This is a genomic window from Paenibacillus sp. HJGM_3 (genome assembly GCF_045062745.1).
GTDB lineage: Bacteria > Bacillota > Bacilli > Paenibacillales > NBRC-103111 > Paenibacillus_AA.
The window spans coordinates 222,069-247,488 of sequence record NZ_JBJGED010000007.1 but is presented as its reverse complement, the minus strand read 5'-3'; the positions used below and the strand labels follow the sequence as shown (position 1 = coordinate 247,488).

Annotated in this window: 17 protein-coding genes; 4 read left to right on the top strand and 13 right to left on the bottom strand. The window is 52.6% G+C overall.

Annotated features, from left to right (window positions below; all coding sequences use genetic code 11):
• The first annotated feature begins 230 nt into the window (after window positions 1–230).
• On the top strand, window positions 231–4,340 hold the full coding sequence (locus ACI5FR_RS10720) for an Ig-like domain-containing protein (protein WP_405454223.1): 4,110 nt from the start codon (window positions 231–233) through the stop codon (window positions 4,338–4,340).
• A gap of 68 nt (window positions 4,341–4,408) precedes the next feature.
• On the opposite strand, the gene ACI5FR_RS10715 is transcribed toward ACI5FR_RS10720, so the two are convergent.
• The 3 genes from ACI5FR_RS10715 to ACI5FR_RS10705 form a co-directional block, all read right to left on the bottom strand.
• Entirely contained in the window at window positions 4,409–5,170 is a 762-nt protein-coding gene (locus tag ACI5FR_RS10715) for a GTP cyclohydrolase II (RefSeq protein WP_405454221.1), read from the bottom strand.
• Window positions 5,171–5,191: 21 nt separating this feature from the next.
• Window positions 5,192–5,632: a hypothetical protein gene (locus ACI5FR_RS10710; protein ID WP_405454219.1), complete on the bottom strand. Its 441-nt coding sequence runs from the start codon at window positions 5,630–5,632 to the stop codon at window positions 5,192–5,194.
• Between the two features lie 137 nt (window positions 5,633–5,769).
• On the bottom strand, window positions 5,770–6,624 hold the full coding sequence (locus ACI5FR_RS10705) for an alpha/beta fold hydrolase (RefSeq protein WP_405454217.1): 855 nt from the start codon (window positions 6,622–6,624) through the stop codon (window positions 5,770–5,772).
• A 156-nt stretch (window positions 6,625–6,780) separates the two neighbouring features.
• Here ACI5FR_RS10705 and ligD point away from each other — a divergent pair, with 156 nt between their 5' ends.
• A complete protein-coding gene (ligD, locus tag ACI5FR_RS10700; protein WP_405454215.1) occupies window positions 6,781–7,692 on the top strand; it encodes a non-homologous end-joining DNA ligase in 912 nt (303 codons plus the stop codon).
• A 71-nt stretch (window positions 7,693–7,763) separates the two neighbouring features.
• On the opposite strand, the gene ACI5FR_RS10695 is transcribed toward ligD, so the two are convergent.
• The 5 genes from ACI5FR_RS10695 to ACI5FR_RS10675 all read right to left on the bottom strand — a co-directional run bounded on the left by ACI5FR_RS10695 (window position 7,764) and on the right by ACI5FR_RS10675 (window position 14,247).
• The gene (locus tag ACI5FR_RS10695) at window positions 7,764–9,596 is read right to left on the bottom strand and encodes a right-handed parallel beta-helix repeat-containing protein (RefSeq protein WP_405454213.1); all 1,833 of its coding nucleotides are present in this window, start codon (window positions 9,594–9,596) and stop codon (window positions 7,764–7,766) included.
• Window positions 9,596–10,597, bottom strand: coding sequence for a ComEC/Rec2 family competence protein (locus ACI5FR_RS10690; protein ID WP_405454211.1), 1,002 nt, complete (start codon window positions 10,595–10,597; stop codon window positions 9,596–9,598). The genes ACI5FR_RS10695 and ACI5FR_RS10690 overlap by 1 nt, the downstream gene beginning before the upstream one ends.
• Window positions 10,598–10,669: 72 nt before the next feature.
• Entirely contained in the window at window positions 10,670–12,298 is a 1,629-nt protein-coding gene (locus ACI5FR_RS10685) for an extracellular solute-binding protein (protein ID WP_405454208.1), read from the bottom strand.
• A gap of 107 nt (window positions 12,299–12,405) precedes the next feature.
• The gene (locus tag ACI5FR_RS10680) at window positions 12,406–13,251 is read right to left on the bottom strand and encodes a carbohydrate ABC transporter permease (RefSeq protein WP_405454314.1); all 846 of its coding nucleotides are present in this window, start codon (window positions 13,249–13,251) and stop codon (window positions 12,406–12,408) included.
• Between the two features lie 51 nt (window positions 13,252–13,302).
• Window positions 13,303–14,247, bottom strand: a complete 945-nt coding sequence (locus tag ACI5FR_RS10675) for an ABC transporter permease (RefSeq protein WP_405454313.1) — start codon at window positions 14,245–14,247, stop codon at window positions 13,303–13,305.
• A 229-nt stretch (window positions 14,248–14,476) separates the two neighbouring features.
• On the opposite strand from ACI5FR_RS10675, the gene ACI5FR_RS10670 reads away from it, so the two are divergent.
• Window positions 14,477–16,729 carry a helix-turn-helix domain-containing protein gene (locus tag ACI5FR_RS10670; RefSeq protein WP_405454205.1) on the top strand — a complete coding sequence of 751 codons (2,253 nt, stop codon included), beginning with the start codon at window positions 14,477–14,479 and terminating at the stop codon, window positions 16,727–16,729.
• A 100-nt stretch (window positions 16,730–16,829) separates the two neighbouring features.
• On the opposite strand, the gene ACI5FR_RS10665 is transcribed toward ACI5FR_RS10670, so the two are convergent.
• The 5 genes from ACI5FR_RS10665 to ACI5FR_RS10645 all read right to left on the bottom strand — a co-directional run bounded on the left by ACI5FR_RS10665 (window position 16,830) and on the right by ACI5FR_RS10645 (window position 24,416).
• Window positions 16,830–19,820 (bottom strand): M60 family metallopeptidase, encoded by a 2,991-nt coding sequence (locus ACI5FR_RS10665; protein ID WP_405454202.1) that lies wholly within the window; start codon window positions 19,818–19,820, stop codon window positions 16,830–16,832.
• Between the two features lie 70 nt (window positions 19,821–19,890).
• Complete coding sequence (locus ACI5FR_RS10660; RefSeq protein WP_405454199.1) at window positions 19,891–20,115, bottom strand: hypothetical protein; 225 nt, start codon at window positions 20,113–20,115, stop codon at window positions 19,891–19,893.
• Between the two features lie 153 nt (window positions 20,116–20,268).
• Window positions 20,269–21,375 carry a DNA alkylation repair protein gene (locus tag ACI5FR_RS10655; protein ID WP_405454196.1) on the bottom strand — a complete coding sequence of 369 codons (1,107 nt, stop codon included), beginning with the start codon at window positions 21,373–21,375 and terminating at the stop codon, window positions 20,269–20,271.
• A 262-nt stretch (window positions 21,376–21,637) separates the two neighbouring features.
• Window positions 21,638–23,371, bottom strand: a complete 1,734-nt coding sequence (locus tag ACI5FR_RS10650) for a hypothetical protein (RefSeq protein ID WP_405454193.1) — start codon at window positions 23,369–23,371, stop codon at window positions 21,638–21,640.
• 211 nt (window positions 23,372–23,582) lie between these two features.
• On the bottom strand, window positions 23,583–24,416 hold the full coding sequence (locus ACI5FR_RS10645; protein ID WP_405454311.1) for a helix-turn-helix domain-containing protein: 834 nt from the start codon (window positions 24,414–24,416) through the stop codon (window positions 23,583–23,585).
• A gap of 136 nt (window positions 24,417–24,552) precedes the next feature.
• Here ACI5FR_RS10645 and ACI5FR_RS10640 point away from each other — a divergent pair, with 136 nt between their 5' ends.
• Window positions 24,553–25,389 carry a phytanoyl-CoA dioxygenase family protein gene (locus tag ACI5FR_RS10640; RefSeq protein WP_405454189.1) on the top strand — a complete coding sequence of 279 codons (837 nt, stop codon included), beginning with the start codon at window positions 24,553–24,555 and terminating at the stop codon, window positions 25,387–25,389.
• Window positions 25,390–25,420: the final 31 nt, after the last annotated feature.

Genomic DNA, 25,420 nt, shown 5'->3' with positions numbered 1-25,420 from the left:
GAAGGGGAACTCTAAACTACAGATATAGGTACCATAGTTGTTCCTATTTTTCATCAAAATGTAATCGGTTTCAAATCGATGAAAGGAGGCTTTCAAGTCTGTAATAGGGATAACCACTATTCGAATGGAGGGAAACCGGGACCATGCATGCTTTCAGACAACGTTATTCGAGAATAAGCGTTCTACTGGCAATCTCACTTATCCTTCAAGTGTTATGGAGCGGGATCGGAATGGCTGCGACGGACAGCGAATCCGGACCGTCCGCCAATCCGGGAGGTACCATTCCTGTCGGGAATGTAAAGCTGGATCAAGATAAGCTAACCGTAGTCGTAGGCGAATCCGGCCAATTGACAGCCACGGTGAAGCCAGCCCAAGCCACCAATTCGGAGCTCATTTGGTCGAGCAGCGCCCCTTCTATCGCAACCGTCAATGAGTCCGGGCTCGTCACCGGGGTTGGGGTCGGAACGGCGACGATCACGGCGACATCGGCCGATCGAAGCAAAAAATCGGACCAGGCACAAGTAACCGTGGTTGCTCCTGCCAACACGCAATTGCGCGTCGACTTCCCGGCCACGCTGGGCGCCGGTACATACATGACGGTTCCCATGATCGCGATCGGCTCCGCCGCATCGGCCGCCGGTCCTCTTCACTATGTGGTGGAGAGGAAGTCGGGACCCGGCGACGTCTTCTTGTCGGCCCCCGACGCGAGCGGCGTGCCCTACAGCATCCTGAATAGCGGGAGCTACTTGGCGGAAGGCTTCCCGCTCGCCGCAGGGGCAATCCACCGGACGGATTGGACTGTCAAATTTTCCAAAGTAGGCGATTATGTCATGTCGTTCCTTCTCGTCGATGCCCAAGGCCAAACGATGGCGAGCTCGGAGAAGCAGCTGTCCGTCACGGCGTCCATCATGGATCTCGGCCATCAGGTGTTCCAGGACGGGATCTACCGCGGAGCGTTCGGTGTGGAGAACGGCCGCGCGGTCGGGTATACGGTTGTCACCGGCAAGCCGGACGCCAGGTTCGTCGTGCTGGACGTGACGACGGAGCGCGTCCTGAAGGAGTTCGATCTTCCCAACGCGGAAGGCGCCTGGGGCATCTATACCGCGAAGGATGGCAAAGTGTATCTCGGCACGTACACGAGGGCGACCTTATTCCAGTACGATCCGGTCGCAAACCGCGTCGAGGATATGGGCAGCCCGCAATCCACGGTGCCCGGTGCTGTGCTGTACGACATGGCGGAGGATAAGGACGGGAATATCTACTACGGTTCTTACCCGGACAGCAAAGTGTTCAAGTTCAATCCCGCTACCAAGCAGACGACGGAGCTGGGCACAATGGTTGCCGATCAGCCCTACGCGCGGACCATCGCATACGACGAGGAGCAGAACGCTTTGTTCGTCGGGGTCGGCGGCAGCAAAGCTTCCCTCATCAAATATGATCTCGCCACCGGCAGCAAGCAAGAGATGCTCCCCGACTCCATCCGCAATTCGTATAAGTTGACGTATGATATGAATCTGGTCGGGAATAAGCTGTTCCTGAAGATGGACGCGAACTTCGGTCTCATCGTGCTCGACAAGAACACCGGCGCGGTCGTCAAGGATTTCGGCACGCTGGCCATCCATTCCCGGGGAATTTCCGAGAAGTCGCCTTACGGAGATATCGTCTATTTGACCTTCGGCGGCATTCTAAAAGCTTACGACCTGCAGACGAACACGATCACCGACTTGACGACGGCGGCGGGCAAGATCGACTTCAAGGCGAATACGATCGGCTGGGGCATTCTGCAATTGGACGATCCGAACTACCCCGGCTACACGCTCGTCGGCTTCAACGGCAATACGGGCGGGGGCTTCTTCAAATACAACCTGGAGAACAAAACGCTGCGGATTACGAACGTCGCTTTGCCCAAAGTAGCGATCAAGCTGCATACACTCGGCCGCTCTACGGACGGCAAAATTTACTCGGCGGGCTTCCTCCCGGGCGGCATGGGCATTTTCAACCCGGACGACGGCACGTCGACCAACAATTCGATCGGACAAACGGAGGGCATGACCGCGCTCGGCAACAAAATGTATTTCGGCGTCTACCCAGGAGCGAAAATCTACGAATACAACACGACCCAGGCGTGGAGACTGAACACCAGCGTCGTGAGCAAATTCGAGCTCAAAACGAATTACCAGCAGGACCGCCCTTACGCGATGTTGGGGGTTCCCGAGCTGGGCAAAGTGTTGATCGGGACCGTCCCGGACTACGCGACGAGCGGGGGAGCGCTAACGATCTACGATCCGGCTACCGGGGCCTATGAGGTATTCCGGAACCTTGTGCCGAACCAAAGTGTAGTCTCGCTCGCCTATAAGAACGGCAAAGTATACGGCGGGACTTCATACAGCGGAGGGCTCGGCACGGAATGGCCCTATGCGGACGGCAAGCTGTTCGTGTTCGATATCGCTACGAAGACGGCGGAATTCGTCACCGTGCCGGTGCCGGGCAAAGGGGCGGTGAACCAGCTCATCGTCGGGCCGGACGGCAACATTTGGGGATTCGCCCAGGGGACGTTCTTCGTCTTCGATCCGATAAACCGGAAGGTGCTGAACGAGTATACGCTCGATGCATTCCCGGAAGCGGTGGGCACTTGGCGGGATGCGGAGTTGGAGACTAGCGTCGCGGATGGTCACGTATACGGCACGATCGCGGGAGACAACTTCTTCCGGATCGATATCGTAGACGGGAAACCGAAGATCACCACATTGGCCAAAGGCGCCTCCCTGCTCACTCAGGACAACTATGGCAACTTCTATTTCAAGAAAAAAGAAGACGAGGCAAGCTTGTGGCGGTATACGATCGAAGACAACACGATAGCCGCCAACTACGTGACGCTGGATCGGCAGGAAGCCGACTTGTTCTTGGGCGACACTCTGGCTCTAACGGCTACCGTCTATCCTTCCTTCGCGACGAGACGTACATTCACATGGTCCACGAGCAACAGCTCGGTCGCCACGGTGAACGCCTCGGGTGTGATCACCCCTATCGCACTAGGAACGGCAACGATCACGGTGACGACGGCGGACGGCAAATACTCCTCCTCCGTGCTCGTACGGGTGAAGGACCGGACTCAGTCCGCCTATGAGCTGAGTGTCGATACCCCGATGACGGCCGTTACCGAGACCGTTCCAACCGCGATGCCCGTCCTGATCAAGACGCAGAAACCGGGCAAGGAACCGCTGCAGAATGCTTATTACACGCTGGAGAAGACCGCCGGACCGGGCAATGTTGCGTTCGAATATACGGACAGTGCGGGGGCCAAGACCGCCTTCGTCAATCAGGGCGATTACGGCAAACCTGGCTTAACGATCCCGGTGCAAGTGATCGAAGAGAACAACTGGCAGCTGACGTTCTCGACAGCCGGTACTTATACGGTCGCGGTGAAGCTGAAGGATTCGCTCGGCGGCACACTGGCACAGACGAGCCAGAGCTTCACCGTCCAGGCGAAGCCGGCCCGTTCGGCTTACCGGTTCGCGTCCGCCGCCACTAGCGTGACGTACGGCGTCTACGCCAATCTGCCGGTCACGCTCGATTCCTCGATCGTCAGCGCGGAAGGCTATGCGGGCGTGAAGATCGTGGTGGAGAACTTGTCCCCGGCGACCGGTAATCTGAAGTTCCAGATCCAGGATGGCAATCAAAGCTACTCTTTTACGAACACCGGACAGTTCCGTTCGACCGGATTCAACGTATCGCCTCAATATAGCGAGACGATGCCTTGGACGATCATAGCCGACCAGCCGGGCGCTTATAAAATTCGATGGAAGCTGTTGACGGCGGACGATCAGCTGATCGCCCAAAATGATCTTCCACTCGTCGCCACTTATGCGAATGTCGTACCGATCGTCAATCCCGGGTTCGAACAACCGCAAGGGAATGACGGCGCCGTCCCGGGATGGACGGCCTGGAACACATCTCCGCGAAACGTCCTGACCGCGCACGCCGTCACTTATGCCGGTGAGCGAAGCCTGAAATTCATCGACGACAACGCTTCGGCGACCAATGCGATACAGACGGTGAACACCCCGGGCATTCCCGGGAAGACGTATCAGGCTTCATTCCTGATGTACAATAAGGGACCTTCTACCGGATTGCAAATCTACCTGCAGTTCTACAACAATGCCGGAACGCGCGTAGGTGTGGCTTTCGCCGGCGCGAACCCATTGAACGAATGGACTCCCGTCGTCATCTCCGGCTTAGCCCCTGCCGGAACGACGCTGGTGAACCTGATGGTGTATTCCACCGGCGGAGCGAGGATGACCGCCTATATCGACGAGGCGACATTGACTTATAAAGATTAAAACAAATGGAAACGGAGCCCGCCAACGCGCGAGGGCTCCGTTTCCCATTGAAATCGCCTTCCACAACACTAATCATTATCGCAGCAGCCTTGACCTTCATTCAAATGTCCGGATCGCTCAATTTTGGTCTTCAAATAATTCTCATTGTATTCGGACACATCTCCCCAAAGCTGCACCCGATCCTCTACATCCATACCCGCCTTTTTCAAAGCGTCTAGTTTTCTGGGGTTATTCGTGATGAGCGTGACGGGCTTTGTCCGAAGGGCTTTCAGTACTTGGATCGCATCGCTGTAATCGCGTGCATCGTCCGCAAAACCAAGCTGAAGATTGGCCTCCACCGTGTCATATCCGTTCTCCTGAAGGATATAGGCAAGCGCTTTGCTGAATAGCCCGATTCCCCGCCCTTCATGGTTCGCCAAATAAAATAAAGCCCCATTCCCATGCTCGGCAATATGCTTCATCGACTGTTTCAACTGATACCCGCAGTCACATCGTTTGCTTCCGAAAATATCTCCGGTATGACAAATGGAATGAAACCGGATTAAGGCATGGTCGGCATTTTGGAAATCCCCATGGACAAGAACGCTGGATTGCTGATATTCAGCTAAATTAGTGGAAGATAAATTCGCGATAATGCGCTCCAAATCGTCCGTCACCTCGCTGCAATTCAGCCAGCAATACCATTGGAACTGCGCCGTCTCACCGAACAAGTTAACCGGCAGTTTAATCGGTCCGACCAGGTAGATGGCTCCTCGATCGGTTCGGATCCGTTGGATCCTTTCTTGCAGCAGGGAAATGACCTTGGAATCAAATGGTTTTACAGCAGGCATGGATACGTCTCCTGTCTTTGATTAATATCCTTTATTCCGAGCCCGGCGTATGAATCGCACCACGACGACAATGAGGACGACCCAGATGGCGATGCTTAGCAGCGAAAGAATGGGCGTACCTAGCGTAAATCCGGCCATAGGGTTGAACAGCGAACCTAAAATCGTCCCGAACGCCAATCCTCCGAACATCCCGCCCCAAAATCCGCCGAACCCGGTGCGAGGGGTCGTAGTGACCGGAGTGCGTGCCGTATCCGGCCTTGTCGGAGTCGTACGCGTCGGGGTCCCTACTCCAGGATTGTAGCTGCGGGAGGGAGAACGATATCCGCCGCGTTTGTACGGTTGAATGGTGTTGGTTTGCTCGTCGTCTCCGTAAGTTTCATAAGGCTCCGCGTAAACTGGTGCATTGGCATGTCCCAGCATCAGCGGGAACACAAGTAACAGAAGCAAGATCATCCTTTTCATCGAGTAGCAACCCCTTCCTCAAACGATATGTGGCTAGTCGTAGGGTGTCCTTTGGGATGAAGCCGTAATCAACAGCTATTAGTAATTTCACCCCAGATTAGGTACGATTGGGGACAAGAAAAAACCCCCGGACCAAACTATTCCAGAGGTACTTGTTCTTGCCCTTCGGGTAGTCGTGTGAGGAGCTCAGGCATAACCGTTCCGACCGAATCGGGCGATTCAAAATGGCGGTTCATCCAATCCCGCAGCAGCCGGTTCATCTCCGCCGCGTTCTTCGTCGGGATTTGATGGTTCGCGCCCTCCAGGAAGGCCAGTTCGGCATTCGGGAGACACTTCTTAAGCTCGTGGGCATACTTGTGAAACGCTTTGTCTTTCTTGCCATATAACAGCAGGATCGGCTTGCGGACCCTAGGCATCTCGCTCGTGCAGCTATATTGCCTGGCGGCCCGATAATATTGCACCACATTCGCCCGGCTTCCCTCAACCGAATGCCGCAACAGCTCCCGAAACGTCATCCAACTGTCCGCATTGCCGATGGAAACGACTAAGGCCAGCAGCCGTTTGGACCAATCCCAGCTCGAGAAACCGATCGCCGTGAACAACCAGAACTTGAGCCGCACGTCTGCCACCTCGGGCATCGTGCTGACCAACGCGGCACCTAGGAAGCGGTCGGGATATGTGACCATCATCTCGAGAGCAATCCCTCCTCCCGATGAGTACCCGCACAAGACTACCTGCTTCAGCTCCAAATAATCGAGCAGCTGCCGCAAATCCTCCGCCATAACCGAGTAGGTCACCGGAACCGAGGAGGCGGCGCTCTTGCCGTGCCCACGCAGATCGACGGTCACTACTTGAAAGGAATCCGCCAGCTGCTGTTGCTGGTGCCGGAAATTAGCCGATGTGAGCAGGGGAGGATGCAGGAACAAGATCGGAACGCCCGTGCCGTGCACTTCATAGTACAGTTGCGTGTCATTAACGGTGACTGTCGGCATAAGACCTCCTCTATGTGCCTATCCGATCCGAGGCGAAAGGAACAAAATCGTTGATAATTGTCCCTACAATGGGGAACCATTCCTTTAGCATTTCCGAATGAAGTTCGCTTGATGCGTATAAGAAGGGCAGACGAAATCACAGTTTCGGAGTCGAACATGAGCGAGATCACAGTCACGATTGAGGGGAAGACCGTAACCATCACGAATCCGGATCGCGTCCTATGGCCGGAATTAGGGATAACGAAGCGGGATTATATCACGTATTTAACCTCTGTCGCACCTTACTTGCTCCCATACACCAGGGATCGGATGCTGATGATATGGAGGTATCCGGAGGGCGTAGGCAAGCGGAAATTCGAGGAGCGCTCCCTTCGTCCCCACGCCCCCGACTGGATTGCCCGGGTAGAATACAAGCAAAAGTTCCGCATTCTGCTGAACGACCTGGCCACTTTGGTCTGGCTTGCGAACCAGGATGCATTGGAGCTTCACGTCCCGTTTGATCCTGTCGCGCATTTGGATCATCCCTCTGAGCTGGTGCTGGATCTGGATCCGCCGGATGAACATAGCTTCGGCTTGGTAACGGAAGTGGCGCTGGAGGTGAAAGCGGTACTCGACTCATTATCCCTCCCTAGCGTGCCGAAAACGTCGGGGGCAACCGGACTGCAAGTCTTCGTTCCGATCATGCCGGAATATCCATATGAGGCAGTAAGACGCATTAATGCGTTCCTGGCCGGATATTTGGCGAAGCGGCTGCCGGACCGGATCACGCTCGATCGGGTTGTGGATCGGCGCGGCCGCAAACTGTACTTGGACTATCTCCAGCTCTGGCGAGGCCGGACGATCGCCGCGCCCTACTCCTGCCGGGCTCGAAAAGAAGCCACGGTATCCGCGCCGTTGCGATGGTCCGAATTGGAGCGCGGAGTGTCCCCATTGGAATTTACGATGGCCACAATGCCCGCCCGATTGAAGGAAACGGGTGACTTGTTCAGCGCGATCACGACCGAGAAGCCTTTGAATCAAGTGTCTTTAACGTCGATTTTGGCATTTATCAAAGCACATGGGACCTAAGGCGTACAAATATGAAAAACCTCTGGAGTTAATCACCCCAGAGGTCCTCGGCGTTGGCGTTCACGTGTTAATTAAGCGGGGCTATGGAGGATAGCGCCGTCGTTGCCAATGGTCATCTTATACCTGGTCCCGTTCGGACTGTGCAAGTAAATTCCGTCAAAGTTCGTTGAACCTTGGACGGATACGGCAGCCGTCACGCCTTCGGCTATGTTGTCGGCAACCTGCACGTCGCTGCATGTGCCGGTGACGCTTACACCATATTGGTTTTGATTGCCGGTCAGAGCTTTTGTAATCCGATTACTTGCCACCTTCCCTTTTTTCGCGGAATTCGCGACGAGGATACCGCTTCGCGTATTATGGGTTTCCGTTGCCGGAGAATGAATGATATTGCCTATGACCTGAAAACTCTCCATACTCTGGATATAAATGCCGGTTCTGCCGCAGCGATCGATCTGATTATGGAGCACTTGAATGTCAGCCGTGAGTCCGCGGTTTTTGTAATCGGCATCAGGCTCTTCAGAGTAAATCGCCTCCACGATCATATCCTGGAAGACATTCTGGCTGATCGTGGCTTTGGTTACATACGATAACCAGATTCCCCGATACTGATTGCGAAACGTATTGCCGGTTATGGTCACATGGTGCACCCATCGCAGAGTGATGCAATTTTTGCTCGACAATCCATGATCGAATACATTGTCAGCGATGATGACCGATTCCACTTTGGCATGAATGATTGCCGTTTTGGGCCAACCTACGCAATATATCGTTTCGGACTTCGTCCCCTTGAATATGTTACCGGTTATTACAATATTTTTACTGGATTGCGGCAGACCGGTCTGGTTACCCGCCGCGTCCTTGGATGAATTGGTATCTCCCGCCGGATTGGACAGCATAACGCCCCTGTTGCAGTTCAGGAACAAGTTGTTCGAGATGAACAGTTCGGCGAATTTGAAGCTTCGCACCCCGGCGAATGTCATCCCTTCGAAGGTATTGTCAACGATTTTAATATTCGAGTTATAAAGGTCGTAGACAGCGTAATGATTGCCGACCCCCGAAGGCCATGCTTGGGTGCCTGGCGTTCCACTGGCCCCGAAGTAGCAGTTGCGGACCGTAACGTTCCGGCATGGCGTTCCATCGAACGCTCCCATTTGGCTAAACCCTTCCTGCGTATGATTGGCCAACTGAATCGCTTCCGCATAATCCCTGGATTGATCCGGCGTACTGTCCCGATAGCCGAGGAACCGGCAATTCTCGATGACGACGTTCTCGCAGGCGTTCATATCGACACCGTGAGCGGAAACGACGTCTCGCATCTCGATGTTCCGGATCACGATATTCCTGCCTCTCGCCAAGCCGAATCCATTATACGTATCCGGATACAGGAGGATGTTCCCCTCCCAAACCCCTCCCTCAATCCACAAGTCTCCATGCCCTTCGTAGCCTGGGAAGCCAGGGCCGTTATCCCCATTGACTAGAAACGAATAATCGTGGCAGCGTAAAATCTTCGCGTCCGGATCCAAGGTCAGACGTGTATGGCGGTAAATCCTCAGCGTATCGGTAACTTTATAGGTGCCTGGAGGGATATGTACGTGCGTACCCGACGCCTGAAGCGCTTGATTCAATGCGCTTTGAATGGCTGCCGTATCATCCGTTGTTCCGTCTCCGACGGCTCCGTAATCACGAACGTTGTTCACGCTGGAGGTTTTGGTCGAGAAGACGGGATGGTCATTCGGACCGTATACCCCCTCCGTTACCGATTTTGCAACGGCGTCGAAAGGGGCTCGAAACAGACTGGCACCGGCTGCGAGGGCCACACTGGTCGCCCCCAGCGAGGCGAGCAATTTTCTTCTGCTAATGGGATTTGTCGATTGTTCCTGGTGTTCTTGGTCATGTTTCGGCATTATGGTTTCCTCCCTACCCAATCTTTTTCCGTCGTTACGCTCATGGTCTTTCCGTCGGAGCGAAGCATAATGTTGCCGTGCATGCCTGTTGAGTAGACCTTCGCGCCTTTTTTCTCCAGACGTTCCAGCAGGTTTGGGCTCTGAAACAGGTTCTGGCTCATGATGACGATTTGCGGGGAAACGGCCTGCAAGAACTGTTCCGAAGAAGAAGTCGACTCGCTGCCATGATGAGGAATATCCATCATGTCTGACTTCAGCTTTTCTTTCCAAGGAGAATTGGCAAGCTCAATTTCCCGGTGTTTGTAAATGTCCGCGGTAAATAAGTACGAGCGCTCGCCATAAGTCATCCTGAGCACCATCGAGTAATCGTTTATTTCCTGGGCTGAAAACGTCTTCACAACTCCGGGCAAAGCATCCTTGGGCGGACTGAGCACCTCGAATCTCACATACTCTCCCAGGTTGAATACCTCTCCCTCCTCCAGCGTCTTGATAGGGACTTTCTTCGCTTCCAGAGGGCCCATCGCGTTGTTGTATGCCGACGATTGCGTATACGGCAAATTCACCATATAAAACGACTGGATTTGCTTTTCCTTCGCTACTGTGGCGAAGCCCCCGATATGATCGATATGCGGGTGCGTATTCAGCGCAATGTCCAGAGAATCGATTCCAAGCTTATTTAAATAGTCCACCACTTGCGGTCCGGCTTGCGGAAGTCCGGCGTCTACTAGCATCGTTTTGCCATCCGGAGAAACAATCAGAAAGCTGTCACCCATCAATTGATCTCCAGCCAAATAAAAATAACGGATGGTCAGCTGATCTTGATCCGCTGCCTTGTCAAATATTTGCTCCGTCCGTACGGCAGGCACTATGTTGGGACTCGGATCGGACAATGCGACCGGCGTGGCCTGCGGCTGGGTATCCGAGCAGGCCGGCAGCAGCATGGAAAGAGCCAGCGCGATGCATATTAGCTTGGCATTGGCGATCCAGCGATTGAAGACCATGATGGATCCCCCTCTCAGAAGATAAGCAGGAGGGCGACTATGCCGCCCTCCCTGGAATCGGCAAGCAGCGCATTATTTCTTATAGCGATCGTAAGCTTGTTTGTAGATTTTCATATATTCGGCTACACCCATCTTATCGACGGTTGCGACATATTTATCCCAATCCGACATCGGGGCAGAACCGGAAATAAACTTCGCTTCCATCTCGCCGATATAATTCTGGATATCGTTTCCTACTGTCGATCTGAACTCCGTTTCTTGATCTGTAAAGTTGAAAGCGTTCCATAACTCTTTGATTTTATGCTGTTCCGCTTTCTTCCCCACAGCAACCGATTCCGGCAAGGTCTCGGAGCCTTTGAAATACTTCTCCTGCACATAGCCCGGATAGCTGCCGCCGAGCCAGGTGATATATTTCGCGAGCGCCTGGTCCATCGTGAGTCCGTTCGGATTCTTCGTAATTTCTTCGACAAATTCCAGCTTGCCGTCCGCAGCTTTTCTATAGGTTTGTCCTTCAACCCCCATGAAATAGAACGTCGCTCCTTCGTCGCCGTATAAGTGGTCGATCCAGCGAATCGTTGCTTCCGGGTATTTATTTTTGTCCGTGATCACGAAGGCTCCAGGCCATACGACCGGCACCTTGATATGCGTATAGAGCTGATCGCCGTACGGCCCTTTCAAGGCTCCGAGCCCATAATAGCCTGGCTGGCTCATCTGGGTCACCGGATTCGGATTGATCGTCGCCCCGAAGACTCCCTTCTGTCCCTTGGCGTACAGGGCAGCTGTCTTAATTGTGAAAATCTCTTTATCGATTAAGCCTTCCGTATATAGTTTACGCACGTACTCGATGACCTCTTTGTATTTCGGATCCGTCCGGAAGAAGCGCAGTTCATTCGTTTTGGGATCGACATCGACGAATTTGTGGCCCAACCCGCGGTTCCCGAAGCCCCATGCCCCTCTTATTTGCTCAATAAAGGGATTAATGCCCTCTCCGGCGTAAGGAATTTCGTCCGCCTGGCCATTTCCGTTCAAATCGGTAGTTTTGACAGCCTTCAAATATTGATACAATTCCTCGGTTGTCGTCGGCTCCTTCATGCCGAGCTTCTCCACCCACTCCTGCTTGACCCACAGCGGAGTTCCGATGAGCATAGGAAGAAAGTCCGGACTGTAAAAGGACGGGAATGAATAGATGCCGCCGTCAGGCATAGTCAGCCCTTTTTTCAAGTCCGGGTACTTCTCCATCAGTTTCTTAAAATTCGGCGCATACTTGTCGATCAGGTCGTTCAGCTTGACGAAGGTTCCCTGAGCGCCATATTTCGCTAAATCCGCTGAAGAGATTCTCGAGGAGTAAAAGGCGTCCGGGTAATCTCCGCCCGCGAGCGCCAAATTACGTTTCTCGGTTAAATTCTCAAAAGGAACGAGCTGGAATTTGACGTTAATATTCGTCATTTTCGCGTATTCTTTCCATACTAACGTTTCTTCGAAGTTGTTGCCATTGGTCGCCGCTTTCCCTGTGAAAAAGGTGAGCGAGATGGGCTCTTTCACGATCGGCATGCCCGTTTTGTTAAAGTTAGTTACTTCCTTGGCATCGGTTGGACTGGTCGGATTCTCCGACGTATCTCCCGATCCGCCACTGCACGCTGACAATAGACTTCCGCTCATAGCCACGACCACTGTAAGAGATAGCCATTTCTTTCTTTTCATAGAATGAATTCCCTCCCATATTTCCTTTTAATCTATTGGCTAAAAGGCGTACCTTCTTAGCTTAACGTATACCATCCAGCTTCCAGGCCCATGGTGCGCGAAAGGATTCACCCTTTGACCGCACCGATCATAACGCCCTTGACAAAATACTTCTGAAGGAACGGATAGAGCAGAAATACCGGCAAATTGGCTACGATGACGACTGCGTACTTAATGGCTTCGCCTTCCATGATGACCCTGGCATTCGTGTCGTCGCCAACACCCAGCATCTCCTGCATTTGTCCCTGAATCAGGATTTCGCGCAGGAACAGCTGCAAGGGGTAGAGGTCGCGGTCCGTCAAATAAATGAGAGCGCTGAAATAGGCGTTCCAATGCCCAACACTGTAGAACAGGATCATGACCGCTATTATAGGCATCGATAACGGCAGCACAATTCTCACAAGTGTACCCAAATTGGAACAACCGTCGATTGAAGCGGCTTCTTGCATCTCGTGAGGAATGCCGTTCTGAAAAAAAGTTCGCATAATCAGGATATTATAAACGGAGACAGCTCCCGGGATAATAAGCGCCCACATCGAGTTAAGCATCCCTAAATCCTTGACCAATAGATAAGTAGGAACCATACCTCCGCTGAAAAACATGGTAAACACCATTAAAGCGGCAAACAGATTGCGGCCGTAAAAGTCTCTTCGAGCAAGAGGATACGCAGCCGCGATCGACATAGCCAGATTGATGGCGGTACCCACTAGGGTATAGACAATCGTGTTCATATAACCCGTTAAGATTTCACTATTTTGAAAAACTTTATAGTACCCGATGAGCGTAATTTGTTTGGGCCACAGCCAAACCTCGCCTAGCATGACCTTTTCGGGACTGCTGATAGATGCGGCCAAAACAAACACTAACGGATATAATACGATGACGCATATGACCGCCAACACAGCATGGACCATCCAGTCAAAAGCTTTTTCACTGTTGCTTTGCCGATTCAATCCCAGCACCTCCTACCACAAACTGGTGTCGTTTACTTTTCGGGCAATCCGATTGACGATTACAAGTAAAGTGAAATTGATAACGGAATTGAACAACCCTACGGCTGCGGAGTAACTGTATTGGCCATCGATAATTCCTTTGCGGTATACGTGGGTCGAGATAATGTCGGATGCAGACATATTAAGCGAATTCTGCATCAAGAACACCTTCTCGAAGCCGACACTGAGCAAGGAACCCATATTCAAGATAAGCAAGATGATGATCGTGGGCATAATGCCCGGTAAATTGATATGCCAGATGCGCTGCAGGCGGCTCGCTCCGTCTACCCTTGCCGCTTCATGAAGCTGTTGATCGATACCGGTCAAAGCGGCAAGATAGATGATGGAGCTCCATCCCATTTGCTGCCATACACCCGACCCGACATAAATGCTTTTGAACCAACCCGGCTCCGTAAGAAAAGGAATGGGGGCCCCCCACAACCAGGTGATCAGCCTGTTCAATATGCCGGTTTGAGGCGAGAGGAAGATGAAGATCATCCCTACCATCACTACTGTGGACAAAAAGTGCGGCGCATAAGTAACGGTTTGCACGAACCGGCTATACCGCTTAGAACGCACCTCGTTGATCAGGAGGGCAAGCGCAATGGGCACCGGGAAGCCAACCAGCAATTGGTAGACTCCAATGCCGAGCGTATTTCGGATCAATCTCCAAAAATAGTAGCTTTCAAAAAAACGCTCAAAGTGTTTGAACCCGACCCATGGACTTCCTGAAATCCCCTTGGTTGCGATAAAATCTTTGAATGCGATCTGCACGCCGTACATCGGGAAATATTCGAATATTACAAAGAAGGCCATGACCGGTAAGATGAGCAAGTACAAATCCCAGTTCTTTTTAATTCGCCTCAGGGTTGCCGAACGTTTGGTTCCGGCTCTGATATTCGGTTCTGTTGTGGACATAGAAGATAAGTTCGACATTTGTCACCCGCTTTCATTTTCTGTTCAGATCGTAGCACGGTGGTGGAGCATTGAAAATGTACCGTTCTTGTGTTCATTGGCGAATCATTGTCCCACCCAAAATAATGATAACTACATAAAAAAAAGCAACTATGTAAGTCGAGGCGTGTTAATGTAGAATAAGTAAAATCAGGTTAAGGCACAGCGTTACAAGAAGGAGGGGCGCCCTTCTATGAAATGGACCGTAAAACGGCAAATGTTATTTTTTAAAATTTTCATGAGTTTTTTAATTGTCATTTTGCTGTTATCCACGTTTAATTTGCTGTCCATCCATTTATTCGGCAGGGGCATACAAAAGGAAATCATTCAGTATAACCGTTTGATGTTGACCAATACGGCGGAACGGTACCAAATGCACTTCGAGCGGATGAAGACCTTGCTGTTCGATCTTTTTTCGGATGAGTACGTTACGGCGTTCAACAGCCAAATTCTAAGAAAAAACGAAGCCGATCTAGCGTACCCGACCGCGACGAATCTGCTGAAGCATCTCCGTTCCGAGGCATACAACCCGATGTTTTACCTCCACAATGTATTGATTTATTTCGACTCGGCCTCCATCGTGTTTGAAAAAGAAGGAAGCGTCGATGCGGACATGATGTTTTCCCGATTCTATGTAAGCGAGGACTACCCTCTTTCGTTTTGGAAGGAAAATCTCCGTCAATCTGACAATTACATCCTGCACCCTGAACGAACATTTCACGTGTCGACTTTGAATTCTTCATTGGATGTCCGGCTCATCCCCTTCTCGTTCCGGATGCCGGCATCCAACTATCAGGTGATTGCTTTGCTTGATGCCGATCGGATGCGGGAAGCTTATTATGGCAAGGAAGACGACCGGCAGTTCATGATTCTGAAGCAAGACGGTACGTTGTTGTATCGTTCGTCTGACCTGATGTCTGCAGCAGATATTCCAGTCTTTCCCAAAGGGACCAGTCACATCTTGTCCGGCGATTATTACTTTTTTAAGGAATCGGTTTCCAATGCAAGTCTTACTTACATAACCGCCGTCCCATATTCCGATATCGAATCGAGGGTTAGGAACACCACCCTAACCTTGCTTCTAATCTCTGCTTTATCGATTATCATTGGCATCCTTGCTTCACTATTCTTTAGCCGCCACATCAATCGGCCTGTCAAAGATTTGGTAACCGTGCTTTTGCGCAGAGATTCGGGCAAGCTGAAAAGCACCATTCACGAGTTCGACTTGATCCATCAGAACGTCCGAGATTTGATGCTGGAGAAGGAGGCCATCCACAAGGATCTGATCGACAAACGGTCGCTTCTGACGAACTTTGGTTATATCAATAAATTGAAAGCGATTATCTCCAACATGAACGATTGGACAGATATCGCCGAGATTAACGAACCGTTCTTCATCGTGCTGTATCAGCTTCACTTTAAGACGCTGTCGATCGAGAACCAACAGATGAACAAGGATCGAATGGCTTATTATATTCGGGAGTATATCAGTGCCGTAATGACGGAATGTATTCCTAGCACCCATACGTTTCAAATCGAAAACAATCAAATTTTATCTCTGATCCGAGGTAAAAAAATCGGCGTAGACCTGGAACAGGCGCTCGAGATGCTTAAAAAAGTGTTGGATCGCGATAATCCGTATTTCCTGGTAACGATCGCCATCAGCCCGGATCACGAGCATTCGGCTGAATTTCACGATGCCTATCGTGAAGTTCTGGAGATGGCGCAGCGAGCAAGGCCGATCAATGAAATACAAGTGATTCGGGAACGCCGCCACATTCCTCCTCAGCTGGTGTTCACCGTGGTACAGGAGCAGGAGCTCTACGCGAATTTGCAAGCGGGAAACCATGCTTTCTGTACCCTATTCTTGAATCGGATGCTCGATCAGTTCGACAGAAAGGAAGCGAGCATCCAACAGCTTCGGCAGTTGGCCGCCGGAATCATTGCAAGGGTAGTCAAAATATTGGTGCCCTATGGAGTCGACGCGGAATCCTCGATGCAGCAGCGCTATATGGAGCTTATGGAAGAATGCTATATGCTCGACCAGTTCAAACAATTCTATGCCCATCTGTTCTCCACAGCTGCCGCTATTATCTTGACCATCAAGGAAGAACAGGATCCAACCATCTCGCTCATCATGCACTATTTAGAGAACCATTTTGCAGACGATCTGTCCCTTGATCTGCTGGCCACTAAGTTGAATTTATCCGTTGCCTACTTGTCTGTTTATATTAAAGAGAAAACCGGCACCAACTTCAGCGAGCACCTAAATGCCATCCGAATTCGCAAAGCGAAGGAGTTGCTTATGAACCACAATCTCAATGTGCAAGAAATCAGTCTCCAGATCGGCTACCAGAACGTGACTTCTTTTATACGGATGTTTAAGAAAATCACCGGTGTCCCGCCTGGTGAATATCGGAAACAAAACGTTTATAAACAAGCGTAGCGACCGAGAAAACCACCGGTTCAGGACAAAGTGAGGCTAGGGGATTATTTCCCCTAGCCTCACTTTGTCAACAGCCCCTCAAAGGCGGTCTTCTTCTTAATTAGTTCAACTCAAGACTTGCAAGAGCATCTAGCAGCATCTGCGCCGGCTTAGCGTCAATTTGCTTTCCTGCTTGCGCACTAATATGGTTTTCAAGTGCCTTTAAAGCGGATAGCACCTGATCGCGATTCTCCTTTTTCTGCACTTCCTGAACTTGGGCTATCACACTTTGATAAAGGCCTTCATTCTGGATCCAGCCCCGCTCCTTGACAATCGCGAACAGCTCATCGAGCCGATCGATCGTCAGGATGACCTGGAACGGGTACTCCTGCGTGACCTCGTTTCCAGCGGCATCCTTCGCCGTTACTCGAAATACATGCTGACCGACCGAGAGGTCTAGGGGTTGAACGCTCAGCGGCACTTGAACGGGCTTGCCGTCCAGATAGAAGGAAGCAGATTCTACACCGCTTGGCGAGTCATAGACTTGGGCCGTAACCGTGAGCAAGTCGGTTAGGTTGACCGTCCGGCTCACGGCAGCTTGAATCGTTGGAGCCGTTTGATCGATTTTGACCGTTATCGTGCTCACCGGACCCGTAACGCCGGACAGCTCCCTATATCGTGTGGAAACCGCGGTTTCTCCCTCCGTTTCGATAACTAGAGGTGCCGTATAATCCGTCCAGCCGCCGTTTCCGACTTTCACCTGCTTGATCGCCATCGGATGCCATTCCGCAGTGACAACGTCTGCGATGCTGTCTCTCAGGGTAACGGTTACGGGTCCGTTAGACCATTCCCTCGCGGAGCTAATGTCGAGGACAGGAGAGGGCAGCCTGTTCGTCTCACGCAGCTGCCATACCGGTTGCTCCGGTGTAGGCAGATTCAAGGCTTGCACCTGAGGGACGACGGCAGATTTCGTATAGGGCAGCGACCACTTGTCAAAAAACTCAAGCAGGTTGTAGCCGGCCGTCCGGGAAGCGTTCACGACGAATAAGTCAATTTCCTCTTGATTCGTCTTGGGAAGGCTTGCGGCCGGCAGTTCCCGGTAGATTCGATGCAGGTCCGTATAGAACTCCCAGCCGTAGGCCAAGGACAGTTGACGGAACATAACCAGATAGCCCATCACATCGAGGTATGCGGTGTCGCCATACGTTTTGTTCGGATTCGGATTATTGATGTATTCTTGAGCTTTATCATAGAGAGTTTTGCCTTGTGCATCCGCAACGAGCAGGTTGCTGCTGTTGCCGAATTTCTGCTGGACGTAGAGGGAATAAATGTTGACGGTGATCTCGCTCGTTACGCCCCAGTTCATATGCACTTGCTGATATTCATGTCCGGTCTCGTGCCAGAAGCCCCAGCCCCCTCGCGTCATTCGATCGTTATCTACCGCATACGGCGCTGACGGAGTGATATGGAACATGATCGGATAACCGGCATGCATGAATCCGGCCGAGATCTCGATGTCCGCCACGTAGCGGAACGGCAGGTTCACGCTTTGGTGAGGCAGCGGCTGATCAGGTGCCAACCCGGCGAGCTCATCGTCAAAATCCACGATGGCATCCCAGCTCTTAACGACTTGCTCCGGATCGTCCAGGGTACGCAGAACAGTGGATGGTACGGTGACAATCACCCGTCTGCCCTGTAGCTCTGCCCACGGCGCCGGGGCGTTCCGAATCGTTTGCCACTCTGCCGCCGTCGTTCGCCCTAACACATAATAAGGGGCTTGCACCGCATCGCTGATTGTAACGACGGTTTGCACACCTGGCTGCGGCTTGGTCGGGATCAGATAGATCAAACCGCCGTACGGACTGCGGATCAGATTCTCCCCGGCCGTTAACGTTTTACGTTGGAATACAACCGGTACCCGATCCCAAATATCTTTGCTCGATAAATTGTCCGTCTGCGCTCCGATTTGCACGTCCAGGTTAGTCACCCCAGGCGGCACTTGAACCTTAACCCACTCTCCGGCGGGAGCGTATAAGCCCGTACTGACCCATCCCTTGGGAACCGTGCCTTGGCGTAAATAATCATAGGTCGAGTAGTCGAAGCTTACCGGTATCGTAACGTTCCGGACGCGCTCGGCATTACTGGGAACAACGCCCGGGAAAACGTCCGCATAAGGGGATTTGGCTCCGGTCAAATTCCCCGGGATTTGACTGAGTTTGTAAGACAGCAATGCGCTGGTGTAAGGCTTTTTCGATTTATCCAAGGGGAATTCCAGCGTATTTAACTGTTCCGCCTCCGCTTGCACCTCCGCGTAAATCGAACTATATGGGGTCAAGGTCCCGAAAGTGCCGGACAATGCCGCCGCCATGATTTGCAGCTTCTTGGTCGGTGCAGCATCGGGTGCTCCTACCTTGACGTCATCGATCGTCAGCGTACCCGCTTCCATCTTCTTCGATTGGTCCCGAAGCGTGTTCATATGATACGCGACGGATTGCTCGACGGTTGTTTTCGGAAGGACCGCGGTTTTGGTCGTAGCCGTGTTGTTCATAAGGCCAAGCCCCACTTGATTCAACAGCCTTTGTACGGGAAAATCCTCGGACAATTTGGCTGAGCGGCCCTCATAGGCGCTGCCTAGGAAAACGGACGGATATTGCTCCATGACCCAGCCTTTTAACGGCACCACCACATTTCCGCCTTGGCGTATGTATGCTTCCAGAACCGGAATCTCTTCCGCTTTGACCGTCCCGTCGACATACGCTACCGGATACACCGCAGGATCCAAAGCATGGTCGGTGAAGCTGCTCCACTTGAGATGCTCGATCGGATATTGGCTGTCAATCGTCCAGTTTTTCGTGGTAGCACTTACGAGCGAAAGCTTCCCTTGTCCCTGCAGGGCTTCCCGGTACGTAATCGGAGAGGCGGTTTCCGTCACCCAGGAAAGAATGTTGCGGGCTACCGTCTTCCTCTCGTCGGTGATATCTGAGGAAAATTTGAAGTAGGAGTCGTCCCCTGCCACTACGACACGTCCTGCTCCATACCTGGCCGCCGCGAGGATGGGAGTCGTATCCGGATTCACCGCGACGATGAAGGCGGAAGACTCGATTGCGGCCACGCCTCCGTTATAAGTAGCTGAAAAGGTAGGGTACCCATTCAAGTCCTTGTAAAACGCGTCCAAGTCCGATTCAGCGGTTGAGGGTGCGGCTACTGATGCTGTCGCGGGTGGAGCCGAAGCGGCCTCCGAGGCGGTCACAGGCTGGGCGATTGTTGAAGCGACAGTAAGGAAGCAAAACGCTGAAATAAGCCATGTTTTCCCTTTTTTCAACAAATCCATTCAACTCCTTCTCAATAGTTAAATCAGCTGAGCAATCCGTTCCTCCTTTGCCTTGGATTGAAAAATACAAACTCATTATAGCTGGCCGCCTCTCCGGTAAGGCACCGACAATAAGCAAGAGAGGCTGACGATTTTAAAGAATCCGGGTCTTAACCGCCTGCGCACAATGAAAAAACCGAGCGCATAAAGCGCTCGGCGGTGTGACGTGACGAACCAGTTATTCGACATTCTAGGCCTTTACCAATTCAATTTCCGTCTCGGCGACTTCTTGCCCATTCACCACTAGCACGATCCGGTGCGTGCCGGAGTAATGGCGGCGTGTGCTTAGATCCGACCAATTGTGCGATCGGCTGCCGCTCAGCTGGAATCCGCCTTCCATGATCTTGTCGGTCAGCAAGAACAATTTGCGGGAAGTGTTCCCCCCTGCTTTTACGAAGTATATCCCGTATTCGACTCGGAACCGCTTGGGGTCGCCTTCCCGGATCGTCAATTCATACCGTAGATCGCAACGCTCGCCGATCGAGATCGTGGATGGCTCGGATACGATTCGGGCGCCGGTCACCAAAGCCATCGTATCGTTCTCCTCTTCGTAGCCGAACAAGGCGAGCACGTCCGGATCCGCCTTCCGGATCAGGGTCCGGCATGCGTGCCGAACGATCCAATCCGTCTCCGCCTGCTTCCCTAACCAGCGTCGAGCCGTCTCGATCACAATCGACGGATGATCTTTGGCAATATCGTTCAGGTTGTTGGCGACGCTCTTCCTTACGTACAGCGACGGATCCGCTTTTAATTGCTCCAGGATGGGTAGTATCGGAGACGGATCTTTCTTCAGCATTTGCAGAACCTTCCCCCAGGGCAGCCTGGGCCGACAACCCTCGCTGGCCAGACGCCGGACATGCTCATTCTCGTGTCTCGACCAGACGAGCATCTGCTTCATGGCCCGGTCCGGATCCCGAACGATAAATTCCCGGATCGCGAACTCGGCGGAAGAGAAGCAAGTGAACCGTTCCAGTGCCTTCATGGACAACTCCCAATGCTCCTCACGCGTCCCGTACACTTCAACGAAATCCGGGAAAAACAAATACGGAAATCCGGAACACTCCTCACAAATGGAGAGCAGCACGTCTATGGCATCTTCGTACCGTTCTGGGAGAGAGGAGCCTAATACCGTGGAGATTCGGCGAATCCTGGCTTTCAACTCGAGCTCCTCCCAACCATCCTCCATAACTTTGGCTACGAATGCCTCTTGGTTAAAGCCGCTGTATCGATTTCGCACTATATGGGCGAAGCTGTGCAAAAACGCAGGACTGTAGATTGACTTTAAGGGTTCAGCCATTATCGGGCTCCTTCTCTGCTACTAGGGATTAGAAATTCCATGCCTGAAAGCGGAAAAATGTTATTGTCTGTTCCATATAACTGACTGCCATTCGTTAACACCTTGTTAAAAGACGTACCAGTCTTCTTCGATACTTCTTGCAAACTTATGTTCTATATTTCTTCTTGAATCCCTCCTTTTATGTTATAAGTTAGGTGATATGGTCTCAAATTCGGAAAGGCCGCAGAAATGTCTCCACGGCCAACCGCTTTGTTTTTAATCATTATTGGCTCAAACCCAAAACGTCTAACAACCTCGAAGTATATTCGGATAGCGCCTGTTGACTCTCCTCTTCAGTCAGGCTGCCGCTCACGACAAAATCGTTCAGCTCACGGTTCACATCGCTCAGCAGCTTGTACACCAAACTGCCGTTGTCTGTCCCGACCTCATCAGCCAGCAACCGGCCTTGAGCCAATGCAAGGAGCAGCTCATCCGCAGGCTTATTTGCAAGTGCCGCCACATCCGCTACGACCCGCTCGAGTCGTTCCTGCACATAAGCTTCTACGCCTACTTTGGGGACGTGTCCCCTTGTTTCGATTGCCTGCTCAAGACGATGTCCCGCCTCAGCCTTGGTCAGAGCAGCGGCGCCTTGCGCTAAAGTCCCGTCATCGACCGCAGAGTTGATATAAGCATCGACGGTCGATTGCAGTACCATGAGCAATTCATCCTGCTCCACGCCGGTAGCCTCGACGAGAGTCTGTCCCGCCTTCAGCGCGTCTCGCACTTCTACGGTGGATAGGTTGGCGTAGCTGGCGCTCCGCTCGATCATGTGACGGAGGCTCGCCTCGGCGACACCGGAATCGCTCCTTGCGTCCGCGGACGCCGCAGTACCGTAACCGGCCATCCTGACGGCCTCTTTCAACCTCTCTGCAGCCTTCTGCTTCAATTCGTCCGCCAGCTTTACCGTTACGCTTCCGCTTCTCCACGCGCTATCAATCGCCTCGTCGGCTTTCGCGCCCAATCCCGCCAGCAAGTCGGATTCGGTCATGCCGGAGGCGGATACGAGAGTCCCCCCTTGCTCGAGCGACTCGATCACCTCGGAGGACTCCTGGTCACACAGGAGGGCCGTATCCATAATAATCCAATCTAGGCGGTCGTGCAGCAGCGATTCACCATACTTTTGCATCCAAACCGACGTCTCCGGCTCGTAACGGGCCGTGCCCAAGATGCGGTCGATCGCTTGGGTGCCCTTTTCCATGCTCTCGGCTGCTGCTTCAGCGGTCAACTCGCCTGCCCGAACGCTCCCATCGAGATCCTGCTGCAACAAACCGACGAGGTACACGGATAGCGTAGTATCCTCAATATCCGACACCGTGGAATCCGCACCCGACTCATCTCGAATCGCCGCGGCGTTTAGGGTTTGGCCTTCACGGAGTGCCTGTCTGATCTCGATCGTGCTTTTCTTAGCCCAAAAGGCTGCATCCTGCACGATACTTGCGAGCCTCCGTTCCACAACGTCCACCCCGCGCGTCGGGAAAACACTCGCGGCCGCCTTTGCGCCCCGGGAGCCGGAGACGGCCTCTTCGAACAAGCTCGTCGCCTCTTGGAGCGCCTCGTCCGCCTGCTGCCGGGTGATGCTTCCCCTCATCACGTCCCGATCCAGTTCCCAGCCAAAATCATCGCGCAGCGCCTCCACGAGGGAAGCGGCTCCCATCCCTGTAGCTTCCGCCAGCGAACTGCCGGATTCGACCGCATCGAGCACTTTATTGTAATCCTGATCCGCAACAGCAGCCGCTTTGACAACGATCAGGGGCAGCTGCTTGTACACCAGTAACGTAATGAAGTCGATCTGATCCGTATGCGCTATAGTCATGGCAGCCTCTGCCTGAACGGCCGCCGCTGCTATCGCCGGGTGCCCTGGAGTGGCAAAGTTGCCCGATGCCGCAATGACAGCAGCGCCCATAAGGACCATCAGTCTTTTTTTCATCGATTTTGTTGCATGATTGTTGTTCTCCATTCGGATCTCCATCCTCTCGTCTCTGCATGGTTTCTTTTTGCTTCGTCCCCATCATAAGTCCGATGCGTGACATTCATGGGTCAGATGCGTGACAATGGTGTGACATGCAGCAGCGAGGCGAACCGCGCCTATTTTTTTCAATCGAATGCAAAAAAAAAGCCGCCGAAACAATCCCGGCAGCGGAGTATCACTCTTTAGTTTGACAAGCTGGTTAACCGCGATTCCGCCATTCGGTCGGCGTGGCGAACGTATGCCGTTTGAACACGGTGGCAAAATGCTGGCTCGACGGGTAGCCCAATTCGTGCGAGATTCGGGTGACCGACTGAGCCTCTTCCTTCAGCCTTCGGCATGCTTCCTTAATCCTTGTCCGCTCCAAATAAGACATGGGCGAGAAGCCTGTGTAAGATTGGAAGGTGCGGTGAAAGTGCGAAACGCTGACACGGGCATCGCCGGCCAAATCTTGAACGGTAGGCCGCCATGACGGCTCTCTCTCGATCCTAGCGATCATACGGTCGAAATATCGAAGGAGATCTTCCGCGATTACGCGTTCATCGGGAACAGGATGAAGAAATAGCAACAAAAGCTGGACCAGGGTCTGACGTACGGCCATGCTGCGGAACTCGCTTTTCTCTTGCAGGCTGCGCTGCAATTGCTTGAACGGCTCGACGGGCAGAAGTCCGGTATGAATGATTCTCGGCAAAGCGTGCAGCGCTGTTCTCGCAACGGTCTGTTCTCCCGGGGACAAGCGAAGCCAATCCTCCCGCTCGGGCGCCCTAAGGATGATCCACCAAAACTTGCACGGTTCGATGACATGGAACGCTCCTCGATGGATTTCTCCCGGACGTGTATGAAAAACGTCTCCGGACCGCGTTTCATACAACGCTCCGTCCATTTCCCAGCTCGCCTTGCCCCGTTCAACGAACACGAATTCATAACTGCCGGGGTGAATATGATCCTTGAGCGGCAATGCCTTGCGAGGGTCATCGCTTCCTACCATGACCAACTCCGGAACGGAGGGTACTTCTTGGTCATACACCCATCTCATCGTGGACAAGATCCCCTCCCGATTTCATGTATCGATTTCTTCCTATGTTTCTGATTCTACTCTGTACGAAAGCGAACGCCAAGCCCCATTCACTTCCTTAAGATAGGATCAAGACATGCAAAGGAGGAAACGAAGTATGAATTTGACCGCTGAAAGGCAGTATCGGATTACGGAAGAAGATAAAACGGTGTTTTGGCGTGACGGCTATTGGATCAGCCCCAAGCTGTTCGATGACGATCAAATTGAGAGGCTGCGAAAGGCGCATGAGCGGATTTGGTCCGGCGATTGTGACGGGGACGGACACCCGATGAACGGTTATTATTCCAAGCGGGATCCCGATGCGCTCCGCAAAATGGATAATGGCTGGTGGATTAACGACGAAGTCCGGCGTGCGGTAACCGACCCGATCATGGGCGAATGGGCCGCCGATCTGCTTGGCATAGATGAAATCCGGCTTTGGCACGACCAAGTGATCTACAAACCCGGGGTAAACGGTAAGCCCACGAAAGCCGGAAACGTCGGTTGGCACCAAGACTACGGATACTGGCAATGTGCCAGCACATCCGATATGATTACGGTCTGGGTTGCGCTCCAGGATACCGATCTGACGAATGGCGGCATGATGACGATTTTGGGCTCGCACAAGTGGGGACTCGTACCGGACAGCGACTCGTTTTTTAACCAGAACATGGAGGAACTGCAGCGAAAATACGCGAACGGCCGCGAATGGGTCGAGGAACCGTGCATTCTCAAAGCGGGGCAAGCCAGCTTCCACCATGCGCTTACGTTCCACGGCTCAGGCGCGAACAACACCGATCAACCCCGAATGTCGGTGGTTGCCCACTTGATGCCGGGGGATACGTGCTATAAAGCCCATATTCAGCGTCATGACAATGTACGATTTTTAGGGCCGCGCCCTTCGCACGGCATGCCTTTCAACAATGAATACTTCCCTGTTGTTTTCAAGCGATAATCAAGGAACACAAAAGCCGCTGCTATCGCGG